Origin of the sequence: Endozoicomonas sp. G2_2, assembly GCF_017744135.1 — a bacterium.
Classification (GTDB): Bacteria; Pseudomonadota; Gammaproteobacteria; order Nevskiales; family Salinisphaeraceae; genus Salinisphaera.
Genome location: NZ_JAGHQU010000004.1, coordinates 182451 through 196178, shown reverse-complemented (window position 1 = coordinate 196178; position 13728 = coordinate 182451). Strand labels below are relative to the sequence as shown.

The 13728-nt window shown below is 65.2% G+C and carries 11 protein-coding genes; 2 read left to right on the top strand and 9 right to left on the bottom strand.

Features of this window, described 5'->3' with window-relative positions; all coding sequences use genetic code 11:
• Window positions 1–64: 64 nt before the first annotated feature.
• From J7355_RS06650 to fadI, 7 genes are all read right to left on the bottom strand, one after another.
• Window positions 65–1516 carry an NAD-dependent succinate-semialdehyde dehydrogenase gene (locus tag J7355_RS06650; protein WP_209061087.1) on the bottom strand — a complete coding sequence of 484 codons (1452 nt, stop codon included), beginning with the start codon at window positions 1514–1516 and terminating at the stop codon, window positions 65–67.
• A 203-nt stretch (window positions 1517–1719) separates the two neighbouring features.
• Window positions 1720–2283: a thioredoxin family protein gene (locus tag J7355_RS06645; protein WP_209061086.1), complete on the bottom strand. Its 564-nt coding sequence runs from the start codon at window positions 2281–2283 to the stop codon at window positions 1720–1722.
• Between the two features lie 71 nt (window positions 2284–2354).
• Complete coding sequence (locus tag J7355_RS06640; protein ID WP_209061085.1) at window positions 2355–3551, bottom strand: CoA transferase; 1197 nt, start codon at window positions 3549–3551, stop codon at window positions 2355–2357.
• Window positions 3548–3958, bottom strand: a complete 411-nt coding sequence (locus J7355_RS06635) for a hypothetical protein (RefSeq protein ID WP_209061084.1) — start codon at window positions 3956–3958, stop codon at window positions 3548–3550. The genes J7355_RS06640 and J7355_RS06635 overlap by 4 nt, the downstream gene beginning before the upstream one ends.
• 20 nt (window positions 3959–3978) lie before the next feature.
• Window positions 3979–6225, bottom strand: a complete 2247-nt coding sequence (locus J7355_RS06630) for an acyl-CoA dehydrogenase (RefSeq protein WP_209061083.1) — start codon at window positions 6223–6225, stop codon at window positions 3979–3981.
• 46 nt (window positions 6226–6271) lie between these two features.
• Window positions 6272–8515, bottom strand: coding sequence for a fatty acid oxidation complex subunit alpha FadJ (gene fadJ, locus J7355_RS06625; RefSeq protein ID WP_209061082.1), 2244 nt, complete (start codon window positions 8513–8515; stop codon window positions 6272–6274).
• A gap of 40 nt (window positions 8516–8555) precedes the next feature.
• A complete protein-coding gene (gene fadI, locus J7355_RS06620; protein WP_247739819.1) occupies window positions 8556–9902 on the bottom strand; it encodes an acetyl-CoA C-acyltransferase FadI in 1347 nt (448 codons plus the stop codon).
• Between the two features lie 187 nt (window positions 9903–10089).
• Between fadI and J7355_RS06615 the strand changes: the two genes are divergently transcribed.
• The gene (locus J7355_RS06615; RefSeq protein WP_209061080.1) at window positions 10090–10704 is read left to right on the top strand and encodes a TetR/AcrR family transcriptional regulator; all 615 of its coding nucleotides are present in this window, start codon (window positions 10090–10092) and stop codon (window positions 10702–10704) included.
• A gap of 297 nt (window positions 10705–11001) precedes the next feature.
• Here the strand turns inward: J7355_RS06615 and J7355_RS06610 are convergent, their stop codons facing one another.
• Together J7355_RS06610 and J7355_RS06605 are read right to left on the bottom strand one after the other, a co-directional pair.
• A complete protein-coding gene (locus J7355_RS06610) occupies window positions 11002–11277 on the bottom strand; it encodes a hypothetical protein (RefSeq protein WP_247739818.1) in 276 nt (91 codons plus the stop codon).
• Window positions 11278–11280: 3 nt separating this feature from the next.
• Complete coding sequence (locus J7355_RS06605) at window positions 11281–12141, bottom strand: SDR family NAD(P)-dependent oxidoreductase (protein WP_209061078.1); 861 nt, start codon at window positions 12139–12141, stop codon at window positions 11281–11283.
• 367 nt (window positions 12142–12508) lie between these two features.
• Here J7355_RS06605 and metK point away from each other — a divergent pair, with 367 nt between their 5' ends.
• Window positions 12509–13684, top strand: coding sequence for a methionine adenosyltransferase (gene metK, locus J7355_RS06600; RefSeq protein WP_209061077.1), 1176 nt, complete (start codon window positions 12509–12511; stop codon window positions 13682–13684).
• Window positions 13685–13728: the final 44 nt, after the last annotated feature.

Genomic DNA, 13728 nt, shown 5'->3' with positions numbered 1-13728 from the left:
AAAAGCCGCGCAGATCGCTCTGCGCGGCTTTTCGCTTTTATAGGCCGTACGACCAGGCGATCAATCAGACCGCGGCCGTGGTCACAAAACGCGTCTCGAGATAGGACTCGATCGCCTCGCTGCCGCCTTCCGAACCGTAGCCGGAATCCTTCACGCCGCCGAACGGCGTTTCGGGCAAGGCCAGGCCCAGATGGTTGATCGAGATCATGCCGGCCTCGATCTCCTGGCCGAGCCGGTGCGCGGTCTTCATCGAAGACGTAAACGCATAGGCGGCGAGCCCGTACGGCAGCCGATTGGCTTCGGCGATCGCTTCATCCGTGTCCTTGAAAGTATTGAACACGGCGACCGGGCCGAACGGCTCCTCGTTCATGATCTTCATCTCGGGCGTCAGGTTGGTGAGCACGGTCGGCTCGAAGAAATAGCCCGGCCCGTCCGCAGTCTTGCCACCCAGACGCACGTCGGCGCCCTGCTTCTTCGCGTCGTCGACCATGTCGCCCACCGCGCCCGGCCGGCGATCGTGCACGAGCGGGCCCATGCGGGTGTCTTCTTCCAGACCGTTGCCGACCTTGATCGAACCGGCGGCCTTGACGAACTGATCGACAAACTCCTCGTACACGCCTTCCTGCACCAGAAAACGCGTCGGCGCGATGCACACCTGCCCAGCGTTCATGAACTTGCCGATGCTGGCCATCTTCACGGCGCTCTTCATGTCGGCATCGTCGAAGATCATGGTCGGCGCGTGGCCACCCAGCTCCATGGTGTTGCGCTTCATGTGCGCGCCGGCGAGTGCCGCGAGCTGCTTGCCCACGGCCGTGGAGCCGGTAAACGAGATCTTGCGAATCACGGGATGCGGAATCAGGTATTCCGAGATCTCCGCGGGCACGCCATAAACCAGGTTCACCACCCCGGCCGGCACACCGGCATCCACGTAGCAGCGGATCAGTTCGGCCACGGAGGCCGGCGTTTCTTCCGGCCCCTTGAGGATGATCGAGCAGCCTGCTGCCAGCGCGATCGACACCTTGCGCACCGCCTGATTGAGCGGAAAGTTCCACGGCGTGAACGCCGCAACCGGGCCCACCGGATGCTTGCTGGCGATCTGTTGCACGTTGTCCGCACGCGCCGGAATCACACGGCCGTAGACCCGCTTGCCTTCCTCGGCGAACCAGTCGAGCGTACCGGCCGCGCCCAGCGTTTCGCCGCGTGCCTCGGCCAGAGGCTTGCCCTGCTCGAGCACCATGAGGCGCGCGATATCGTCGGCCCGCTCGCGCAACAGGGCGGACGCCTTGTTCAGGATGGCCGCGCGCTTGACCGCAGGCACGCTGCGCCACTGCTTGAAACCGGCATCCGCCGCTTCCAGTGCAGCGTCCAGATCGGCCTGGCGCGCATGGGCGTGCTGGCCGATGGTCTCGCCCGTCGCCGGGTTGATCACGGGCAGCGTGTCGCCGCCCTGCGCCGCTTTCCACTCGCCGTTGATCAGCAGCGATACGTCGGGATAGGTGGGGGGATTACCGGTCATGCGTTCTCCTCGTCATGCTTTGCATCGTTATCAATCGGTGCAAACCATACACGCTCGGCGCATGGCACGCCCACGCCGCCGATCCGCCGTCGATCCGCCGTCGATCCGGCGTGGCTTCGCGCGGCCCGACGCCTGGCCGGCGCCCCGTTTCGGCGGCGCCGGCATGAACGTCATTCAGACCAGTTGTGGATTCCCGATGGTGCTCAGGCCGCCTTCCATTTAATGCTGCAGCCCTGGCTGGGCACCTGGACATCTTCGGGGATCATGTCGCCCTCGAGCAGCGCATCGAGCGACGCGCGCAGTTCCGCGCCGGTGACCGCACCCCCGTTCTTCGGTCGCGATTCATCGAACTGCCCGCGATAGGCGCACTTGCCCTGGGCATCGAACACGAAGAAATCGGGCGTGCAGACGGCGTCGTAGGCCTTGGCGACCGCCTGGCTTTCGTCGTAGAGATAGGGAAAGGCGAATTCACGGCTTTCGGCGAAGACTTCCATCTGCTCGGGGCCGTCCTCCGGACGCTCGCCCACATCGTTGGAGGAGATCGCGACAAAACCCACGCCTTGCGGCTGATAGTGGTTCGCCACGGCCACGATCTCGTCGATGATGTGTAACACATAGGGGCAATGGTTGCAGATGAACATCACCACCGTGCCCTTCTCGCCTGCGACGTCGGCAAACGAGATGGTCTGGCCGGACACCGTATCCGGCAACGAGAATTCGGGCGCTTTCTTGCCCAGCGGCATCATGGTGGAATCGGTCAGGGACATTGGCGTTCCTTGTCTGGTGGTCTGCTTCGCAGTCTATCCATTCCGCTGGAACAGCCCCAAATCATCGCGCTCTAATCGCGATCGAGCAGCCGCCGGTTGTCTGCCCCCAGGGCCGGGCTGGCTGGCAGCGGATCGCGCGGGATCCCGTCGAATTGCAGTGGACAGCCGAGCGTATCGTCCTGCGCCATGGCGCGTGCCTGCACCTGCGGATGCGCCAGCGCCTCCTCGAGAGTCAGCACCGGCGTCGTGCAGGCGTCGGCGCCGTCGAGCAAGGCGACCCAGGCATCGCGCGGGCGCGTACGAAAGAGCGCGCCCAGCCCCCAGTGGACCGGTTTGGTGAGCCGTCGCGCGCGACGCGGATCGGACAGTGCGGCGCTGACCCGGTCGGCCCACGTCCGGCCCTGCTTCGCCGCGGCCGGCTTGATCGCGCGCGGCGGTTTCGTTTTCCCGGCCGGTGCCGGCGCGCGCGCCGGTTTGCCCGCAAACGGGCGCAGCGCCTCGAGCAGCCGCCCGAAGAATTTCGGCTCGAGCGCGCCGACGGCCAGATAGCGCCCATCGCGGCACTTGTAGACCCGGTAGTTGGGCAACGCGCCCGTCAGGGTATCCGCGCCGCGCGGCTGGCTCCGGCCGAACTGCGCGCGCGTGGCCATCGCCACCGACTGCAAGGCCAGCGAACCGTCGAGCATGGCCGCATCCACGAAACTGCCCCGCCCGCTCGCCCGCGCACCGATCACCGCCGAGAGCACGCCCACGGCACAGGTCAGCGCGCCGCCGGCCAGATCCGCGATCTGTACGTTCGATATGCCGGGCGGCCCGCCTGCCGTGCCGTTCTGATCCAGCACACCGGACAGCGACAAATAATTCAGATCATGGCCGGCTGCCTCGCGCAGCGGGCCGGTCTGGCCGTAGCCGGTCAGCGCCGCATAGACGAGCTTCGGATTGATCGCGGCCAGCGTGTCGTAACCGCAGCCCAGGCGTTCCATCACACCCGGACGGAAGGATTCGATCACCACGTCCGCTTCTGCAACCAGCCGCTTGAACGCGTCGACGTCCGCAGCCGCGCGCAGGTCGAGCGTGATCGACGACTTGCCGCGATTGACCTGCTCGAACAGCGCTGGCGACAGGGATCGCGCATAGTCGCCACCGTCCGGGTCCTCGATCTTGATGACTTCGGCGCCGAGCTGGGCGAGCAACTGGGTCGCGTGCGGCCCGGGTAACAGCCGGGTGAGATCCAGCACGCGCACGCCGTCGAGCAACGAATTGCTCATCGCGGCGACATCGGCCGGCGCACACCGTATTCGACCAGGCCGGCCGTGATCAGCAGCGTGGCAAGCATCGAGTTCCAGGCCACGAAGCGAATGAAGCCGCCCCACTCGACCCAGGCGCCGGTCACGCCAAAATAGAGCAGATAGACGCAGGCGCCGCCGTTGCTGACGATGCCGGTCCAGATCGCAGCTGGCGCCTGACGACCGCGCAACGATTCACGCAGCCCGAAAACATAGCCGACGCACAGGGCGAGATAGGCCCAGCCGAGCATGCGTACGAACATGGGCTCGGCCACGGCCGGAAAACCGGCCGCCGCGAGCCAGTCTGCGGGGAACAGGATCAGCGGCGCACACCAGACGAGCACGGTCGCCGCGATCTTGAACACGAAAACGATGGACAGAGCATTCATGACGCGCGCCAGCCTATGGCTTATGCGGCCCGGGATTTCGTCGCGCCGGTTTGTTGCACGGCCCGCGCGAAGAACGCGTCCTCGCTGAACACGTCGACTTCGATCGCCGCCAGCCGCGCGACACGGGCCGCATCCACGCGCTCCGCCTCGGCGGCGTCGATGATGCCCTGCTCGCGCGCGGCGTGCGCCAGTGCGTCGGGCTCGCCGGCCTCGAGTCGCCCCGCCTTCTGCGCGGCCTTGATACGCTCGACAAGCGGCGCGGTATCGGCAACGCGATGAAAGGCGTCGAACAGCCGGCCGACGCCTGAATCCATGTTCTCCGGCATGAAGATGTCGGCGTTCAGGCGCGCGCTCTGTTCGTCGACGCGCTGCGAAATCGACGCGGCGGCCATCGCCTGGCTGTCGTTCGGCAGCCGGGCAAGACGATTCACCCGCAGCAACGGCAGGAACACGCCACGCAGCAACTTGCCGAGGGGTCCGTCGAAGTTTTCGTAGATGCCTTCGAAGGCGTCCTGCACCTTGGCCAGGGCCAACCGCACGCTGTAATGCACGAGCGCCAGATCCGCCTGTTGTCGGCCTTCGGCCTCGAATCGCCGCAGGGTGGTGAACGCGAACAGCATCCAGGCCAGCACATCGGCATAGCGGCCGGTGAGATTGCCGCGCATCTTGAGTTTGCCGCCGACGAAGAACAGCGCCAGATCGGTGAACAACGCGAAACGCGACGCGGCCCAACCGAGCTTCTTGTAATAGCGCCGGGTCGCACGATCGACATCCGGCACGCGCACGAACGCGCCGCGCGTCAGGCCGTGGCCGAAAGTGCGCCCCATGTTTGCGAAGAAGTGGCCGATCCAGCCGCGCATGCCTTTCGAGAACGCCTTGGCATCGTCGTTCTCGACCGCGTGCACCACGTTGAGCGCATGCGGGTGGCAACGGATCGCGCCCTGGCCGAAGACCATGAGCGTGCGCGTCATGATGTTCGCGCCTTCCACCGTGATCGCCACCGGCGCGCTGCAATAGCCGCGGCCGATGATGTTGTTCGGCCCCTGCATCACCCCGGCGCCGGAAAACACGTCCATGGCATCCGTCGCGGACTGGCGCGCCAGCTCCGTGGTATACGCCTTCATCACACCGGAGACCACCGGCGGGTCGATACCATCGTCCACCGCCGTGCAGCCGAGCACGCGCGCGCCTTCGGTCATGTAGGCCAGCGCGTTGAGACGACCGATGGGCGTGGCCACGCCCTCCATGCGCCCGATCGGCAGACCGAACTGCTGGCGCACCATCGAATAGGCCCCGGTGGCCGCGGCCACGGTACGGATACCGCCCACCGCCGTCGCCGGCAGCGACACCATGCGTCCGCCGGCCAGGCTCTCCATGAGCATGCGCCAGCCGCCGCCGGCCTGCTCGCGCCCGCCCAAAATGTTGTCGGCGTTGACCACCACGTTCTCGCCGACCAGCGGGCCGTTGGGAAACGCCTCGCCGATCGGCTCGTGACGATCGCCCTGGGTGAGCCCCGGCGTGCCGCCGTGAATGAGCACGACGGTGATGCCGGGTTCGGTGCCCTTGCCGAGCAGATTGTCCGGGTCGCGCAGGCGACAGGCCAGCGAGATCAGGTTGGCGACCGGGCCGAGCGTGATATAGCGCTTGCGAAAGTTCAGCCGCAGGGAGATGTCGCCGTTGTCATCGCGAAAGGCCTCGGCGTCGGCCGTGATCGACGCGGCATCGGAACCGGCCGTCGGCTCGGTCAAGCCGAAGCACGGCAGATACTCGCCCCGGGCCAGCCGCGGCAGATAATGCTCCTTCTGATCGGGCGTGCCGTATTCCACCAGCAGTTCGGCCGCGCCGAGCGTGTTCGGAATGACGACATACGCCGAGAGAATCCCGGAATGCGGCGTGACCTTGGCCATGATCGCGGAGCGCGCGAGCGTGGAGAACTGCTTGCCGCCATAGGCCTTCGGAATGATCAGGCCGAAAAAGCCCTGCTCGGCCATGTAGTCGATGATGTGTTGCGGCACCCGACGCGACAGGGCGATCTCGTTGCAATCGGCACGCGAAAGCAGTTCGTTCACCGGGCCGTCCATGAAGGCCTGCTCCTCCGCGCTGAGACGGCCATAGCGGGCGTCGAGCATGCGGCGAAAATCGGGCCGCCCGCCGAAGAACTCGCCGTCGATCCAGACGTCGCCGGCTTCCAGGGCCTGGCGCTCGGTATCGGAAATGTTGGGCAGGACGTTATTCGTCTGCATCCAGTGCATGAGTTTTTCGAACATGGCTAGCCTCCGGGCGGTGCGCTGTGCGTCGATGGCGCGTGTCAGATCAGGGGTAGAAGCCACGATGCGATTCGGACGTGGCTTTCGCCATCGTCTTGAGAATCGGCGCCGGCTCGAAGCGTGGGCCGTGCTTTTCGGCCAGCGCGTCCAGACGGTCCACGAACAGCGCCACACCCATCGTGTCGATATAGCGGAACGGCCCGCCGGTGAACGGCAGAAAGCCCAGGCCGAAGATCGCGCCGATATCGCCATGCATGGGCTCGCGAATGATCTTTTCGGACAGGCAGTGCGCCGCTTCGTTGGCGAACAGGAGCGTGCAGCGCTCGACGATCTCGGCGTCGTCGGGCGCGCGGCCGCCGTCGCGCTCGCCGGCAAGAAGCGTGTCCAGATCAGCGTTGATCGGACGTTTCTCGCCTTTTTTCTTTGGCGCGGTGTAGTCGTAGAAACCCTTGCCCGACTTGCGGCCCAGATGGCCGGCCTCGATCATCTTCGCCGAGGCATTCGGTGCGGCCATGCGCTCGCCGAAGGCCGCTTCCAGAATCGGGCCCACTTTCACGCCCACGTCGACCCCGACTTCGTCGAGCAGCGTCATGGGGCCGACCGGAAAACCGTGATTGACCAGCGCCTCGTCGATCTGGCGCACGCCTGCGCCTTCGGCGAGCAGCCGCGCCGCCTCGTTGAGATAGGGCGACAGCGCGCGGGTGGTATAGAAGCCCGGACCGTCGGCGACCACGATCACCGTCTTGCCCTGCGCCTTGCCGAAGGCGACCGCGGTGGCGATCGTCTTCTTGGCGGTCTTCTCGGTCGCGATGATCTCCAGCAGCGGCATCTTCTCTACCGGCGAGAAGTAATGCAGCCCGATCACGTTCTCCGGGCGCTTGGCTTTCGCCGCGATCTCCGAAATCGGCAGCGACGAGGTGTTGGTCGCGAAAATGCAGTCGGTATTGCCGCGCGCGTCGGCCGCGGCTTCCACGTCGGCGAGCATTTGCTGCTTGAGTTCGAGATCCTCGAATACGGCTTCGATGACGATGTCGCAGGCGCCGATGCCGCTGTAATTGGTCGTGCCGGTGACCTGATGCAGACAACGATCGGCCTGCGCCCGGGTCATCGCCTTCTTCGCCACCCGCTTGGCATAGAACGCGTTGACGTGCTGCATGCCGCGGGCCAGTCCGTCGTCGCTCACGTCCTTGAGCCGCACCGGCAGGCCGGCCTTGTCGATAGTGACGGTGGCAATGCCCGCGCCCATCAAGCCCGCGCCCAGCACGCCGATCTGGCGGACTTCGCGTGGCTTGACGTTCTTGGCCACGAACGTCGCTTTCTTGAGCGCCTCGGTGGCGTGATAGACATGCCGCAGCGATTTCGAAACCTCACTCATCGCAAGATCACCAAAGGCTTTCGCTTCCGCGGCGTAGCCGGCCTTCACACCTTTCGCATAACCGGTCGCCACCACGTCGATGATGCGTTCGGGCGCCGGGTAATGGCCTTTCGTCTTCGATTGCAGTTGCTTGCGGGCCTGGTCGAACAACACGCGCCGCCCCGGCGTTGTGTCTTCCAGTGCGGCAGTGGTGAGACCGGCGACGCCCGCGCCGACCCGCTCGCGTGCCCGGCCGATCACCGAAGCCGAACTCGTGAGCGAGCGTTTGCCCGCGGAGCGGGCCTGCCGAATGGCCTCGTCGAGCAGGGCTTCCGGTGCCACGACGCCGTCGACAAGGCCCAGCTTCTTCGCCTGGGCCGGGCGCAGCTTGCGACCGGTGAGCATCAGGTCGAGCGCGGACTGAATGCCCACCAGCCGCGGCAGTCGCTGGGTGCCGCCCGCCGCCGGCAGCAGGCCGAGCATGACTTCCGGCACGCCGAGCGTGGTCGCCGGCGTATCCGCCGCGATGCGCACATCGCAGGCCAGCGCCATTTCCAGACCGCCGCCGAGACAGCTGCCCGCGATCGCCGCCACCACCGGTACATGCAGCCTGGACAAGCGCTTGAAGCCCGCTTGCGCGGCCAGCGACAACGCTTCGACCTCGCTGGCGGATTTCACGCCGTTGAACAGGCCGATATCGGCGCCGGCCATGAACGAGCCGGGTTTGTCCGAGATCAGCACCACGCCGATCACTTCGGTGTCGTGCTCGAGTTTTTCGAGCACATCATCGAAGGCATCCGCGAAATCCGCCTTGATCGTGTTCTGGCTCGCGCCCGGCACGCCGAAGCGCAGCACGACGATGCCGTCCGCGTGTTTCTCGAGCTTGAAGATATCGTCGCCCGCCGGCGCCTGCCTGGTTGCTGTCGCTGTACTCATGTTCGGGTATCGCTGTGCAAGTCTTTAGAAAATTCGCCGCCTAGTCGCGCTCGAGAATCATGGCGGCTCCGATCCCGCCGGCCGCGCAGGCCGTGGTCATCGCCAGCCCGCCGCCGCGGCGCTTGAGCTCGTGTGCGGTCTGGATGAGGATGCGCGCGCCGGTGGCACCGAACGGATGGCCGTAAGCGATGGAGCCGCCGTTGACGTTGAGGATGTCGCGGTCGATCGTGCCCAGCGGCCCGCGGCCGGTCATCTCCTTAAGATAGGTCCGGGATTCCATGCCGCGAATATTGGCCTCGACCTGGGCGGCGAACGCTTCATGCATGTCGATGAGCGTGAGATCGGACAGCGACAGGCCGGCGCGCTCCAGCGCCACGGGTGCTGCAAGTACGGGCCCCATCAGCAGGTCGCGTTCCGGCGTCTTGGCGGCAAACGCATAGCTGCGGATATAGGCCAGCGGCTCGTAGCCGAGCGCCTTGGCACGCGCCTCGCTCATCAGGATCATGGCCGCCGCGCCGTCGGTGAGCGGGCTCGAATTGGCCGCGGTCACGCTGCCGAGCTTCTTGTCGAACACCGGCTTGAGCTTGTCGTAGCCTTCGCGCTGGCTGTTCTTGCGCACGAGGTTGTCGTCGGAGACCGGCACGGTCTTGTCGCCCGCGCTCACGAACGCGGTCATACGCTGTTCGTCGAGACGGCCGTCAGCAAGCGCGGCCGCCGCATTGCTGTGCGAGGCATGGGCCAGATCATCCTGCTCGGCGCGGGTCACGCCCCAGGTCTTGGCCATCTGCTCGGCGGATTCGCCCATCGTCTTGCCGGTGGAATACTCGGTGATCGACGGCTTGCGCGGAACCAGGTCTTTCGGGCGCAGCCGCGACAGGATCTTGAGCCGGTCGCCGTTGGTCTTCGCCTGCGAGGCATCGCGCAGCGCATCGGCCATGCGCTTGGACAACGGTACCGAGATATCCGAGGTGGAATCCGTACCGCCGGTCATCACCACGTTGGCGTGGCCCAGGGCGATGGCCTCGGCGCCGCTGGCCGCGGTCTGAAAGCTCGTCGCGCAGGCGCGGGTGATGGAATACGCGTCGGTACGCGGGTCCATGCCCGACGCGAGCACGATCTCGCGGCCGATGAACGGCGCCTCCGGCTTCATGACCGTCATGCCGAAAATGGCCTGTTCGATCTCGCCGGCCGCGAGCCCGGTGCGCGCCAGGACTTCAGCCGCGGCCATCGCGCCCAGGTCCACGGCGTCCGCATCGCGAAACGCCGTGGCAATGCGTGCAAACGGCGTACGCACGCCGGCCACGATGGCGATACGCCCACCCGGGCCTTTCATCGCCTGGGAATCCGACCGACCCGCGCTCCGGGTCTTCGCGCTCTCTGCCGCCATGAGACTGTCCTGTTCGAATCTTGAACCGTGTGACGTAACACTATTTACACTTGCTGCATCGCACTAAGGCGACGCGCTTTCGCGTATTGATAGTCTTTGTCATCGCCTGATGTCAACAATTGTGGAAAACAATATTTTCTTTATTACTGTAGTGTAATTCTATGTACACGCAGATAATGCCCGTCTCATGAGCGATTCAACGATTCCATACCGGCCGGCGACCACGACTGCCGCCGTGGCTGCACGCGAACGAATCGAGGCCGCAGCGCTCGATCTGTTCGCCGAGCGCGCCTTCCACGAAGTCCGGCTGGATGAAATCGCGCGCGCCGCCCGCGCCTCGTTGCAGACCATCTATCGCCATTACGGCGACAAACAGGCCTTGCTCGATGCCTGCGTCCTCAACTGGGCGAACGCCCTCGCGGCGCGCATGACCGATCACCTCATAGGCATCGAGACCTACAAGGACCGGCTACGAAAGGTGTTCTGGGTCGTGCTCGACTTCTTCGAGCAGCACCCTAAGGTCGCGCGCATGATCCTCGGCTCGGTCTACCCCGGCGCGATGCGCTACGACGTGACGGCCGAACAGCGGCGGCTGACCAATCTGTTCATGGAAGTGCTGGCCGAGGGCCGCGAACGCGGCATTCTCAACGACCAGGTCAGCGAAGCGATCCTGCTCGACTATTTCTACGGCGTGCTCGCGCGGCTGATTCAAATGCAGAACCTGCGCCAGCAGGAACCGCCGCTGTCGCAACAGGTCAACGTGCTGTTCGAAATGCTCTGGCGGGCGATCGCCAAGCCGTAAGCGTTGCGCGCCCCCGGATGACGCCCCACGCTCAGCGGCCGCCCGAAAGCGCACCGGCAGTGCCTGACGGCGACGACTTTTCCGGTCGCGCAGTGACGCACGCACTCGTTTCTGGCGCCCGTTCAGCGCCTATCGGCGACAACGATTGAAATCGCTGGCCTCGCGGTCTGTTTAAGTAGTGTGTCTCGACCTGGCATGGCGCGCGGCCGTGCGCGTGATAGCCACCATCTTGAATACGCTGGGCTTGCTTTCTACCGCCGCCATCAGTGATCCGAGATCGAGCGGCCTGGTGGCCGCTTACCCCTCCGCCGTTCTGGAAAACGTCGGGTCGTAGCGAATCGCGCGATAGTCCTCGGCGACGAAGTGCGCCATCTGCTTCTTGTACTGGGTGGCGAAACCCGGATACATGGTGGCGTTGAAACCGTCCTCGGTGAGATACCAGCTCGAACAGCCACAGTTCCAGTTGGTCCTCGCCAGGCGCTTTTGCAACGCGGCGTTGTGTTTGGCCTGGGCGTCTTCACGAACATCGAGCGCGCGCAGGTCATATTCCAGAATGGTGCCGATGCCGCGCACGATTTATTCGCAAGCCGAAACGCGAGCGCGATCGGGCGTGTCGTTGGCGGCAAACCGATTGATGAAACCCGCGCCCTTCGTATACCCGGCCGGCAGCAGACGCTTGAGACGCCACACCAGACGCGCGTCGAACTGCGGCAACACGTAAAGCTGACCGCGATCGAGACCGGCCAGCGCGCTCTTGACCACCGTGTCGGCCGGGACACCCGTCCAGCGCATGAGGTTGTCGGCAATCTTCGACGACGACGCGCTGATACGCCCGGCTTTCATGATGTTGGTCTGCACGAAGGTGGGACACAGTGCGGTGACACGGATGGGTGTGTCCGCCAGTTCCGCGGCGAGCGTTTCCGTGACGGCCAGCACGGCCGCCTTGCTGGCGTTGTAGGCGCCCATGCGCGGCGCCGCCGCGAAGCTCGCGGTCGAGGCGACATTGATGATGCCGCCGCGCCCTGCTTCGCGCAGCCTGGGCGCGAAGACGTGACAGCCGTGGATCACGCCCCACATGTTGATATCGAGCACCCATCGCCAGTCGGCCAGGGTTATTTCGCCGATCGCGTGGCCGCCGGCACCCACACCGGCGTTGTTGATGACCAGGTCCGCGGGCCCGCCAAACCACGCTTCGGCGGTGTCGGCGAGTGTTTCCACGTCGTCGAGTTTCGTCACGTCGCAGACCGTGGCCAGCGCGCGGCCGCCTTCGGCTTCGATACGTGCGACCGTGACTTCGGCCTGCGCCTTGTCGATATCCGAACACACGACGGCGCCGCCACGGGCGGCCAGCTCGATGGCAAAGGCCTGACCGATGCCGCTACCGGCACCGGTGATCACGGCGTTCGCCTGGCGGGAAAGTTTTCTGGAACGAAACATCGCGGCGTCCTCGGCAGTTGTTGTCTTTTTTTAGTGTGACATTGTTTGATGTCACGTTACCGGGCGCCGTCACCGAACGCAATCGCTTTCTGGCGGAAGCGTCCTCGCGGCGTTCGCCCTGTTCTGCGCGCCACCGCAAAAACCGTCTCGCCGCAGCCGTAGAGCGCGGCACCCAGGTGTATGCGCGCCGTAAAGCAAGTCAGCTCAACAACTTCGCGCGATCACGAGACATGCAGAACCTGGAACGAGCCGCGGCCGCAGCGCCCGACAGCGATATGGCTTCATGCCGATTTGCCCGTCGACATGGAAACCGGCGAGGGTCTTACGTATACTCAAATCCGTTCATCCGGATAGAGAGATAACGTCTATGAGCCGACACCTGTTTACGTCCGAATCCGTTACCGGCGGGCACCCCGACAAGCTGTCCGACCAGGTTTCGGATGCGATCCTGGACGCCTATCTCCAGCAGGACCCGACCGCCAAGGTCGCCTGCGAGACCGCCACGAAGACCGGCTTCGTCATGGTCTTCGGCGAGATCAAGACCGACGAGAGCAAGAACGTGAACGTGCCGGTCGAAAAGATCGTGCGGGACACCGTGCGCGATATCGGCTACACCAGCTCCGACATGGGCTTCGACGCCGATAGCTGCGCGGTCATGAACGTGCTCGGCGAACAGTCGGCCGATATCAACCAGGGTGTGGATCGTGGCGACCCCAAGGAACAGGGCGCCGGCGACCAGGGCCTGATGTTCGGCTATGCCTGTGACGAGACCGACGTGCTGATGCCGGCACCGATCACCTATGCGCATCGTCTCGTGCGTCGCCAGGCCGAGCTGATGAAATCCGGCAAGCTCGACTGGCTGCGCCCGGACGCGAAGTCGCAGGTCACCTTCGAATACGAGAACGGCAAGCCGGCCGCGATCAACGCCGTGGTGCTCTCCACGCAGCATGATCCGAGTATCTCGCAGGCCGATCTGAAGGAAGCCGTTCAGGAAGAGATCATCAAACCGGTGATCGGCGAATGGCTGACCGACGACCCGACGATCCATATCAACCCGACCGGCAAGTTCGAAGTCGGCGGCCCGCTGGGCGATGCCGGCCTGACCGGGCGCAAGATCATTGTCGATACCTATGGCGGCATGGCCCGCCACGGCGGCGGCGCGTTCTCCGGCAAGGACCCGTCCAAGGTCGACCGCAGTGCCGCCTATGCCGCGCGCTATGTGGCCAAGAACGTGGTCAAGGCCGGGCTCGCCTCGAAGTGCGAAGTCGCCCTGTCCTATGCCATCGGCGTGGCCGAGCCGACCTCGATCTGGGTCGAGACCTTCGGCACCGGCAAGGTCGACGACGAGAAGCTCACCCAGCTGATTCGCGAACATTTCGACCTGCGTCCCTACGGCATCCTCACGATGCTCGATCTGCAGCGTCCGATCTACTACCCGACCGCGGCCTATGGCCATTTCGGTCGCGAAGACGTGGACCTGCCCTGGGAGCGCACCGACAAGGCCAAGGCGCTGGCCGAGGACGCCGGCCTGCAGGCCGCCTGAGGCGCACCACACCCCGACACACGCCCTGCCCCGACAGCGCGCCA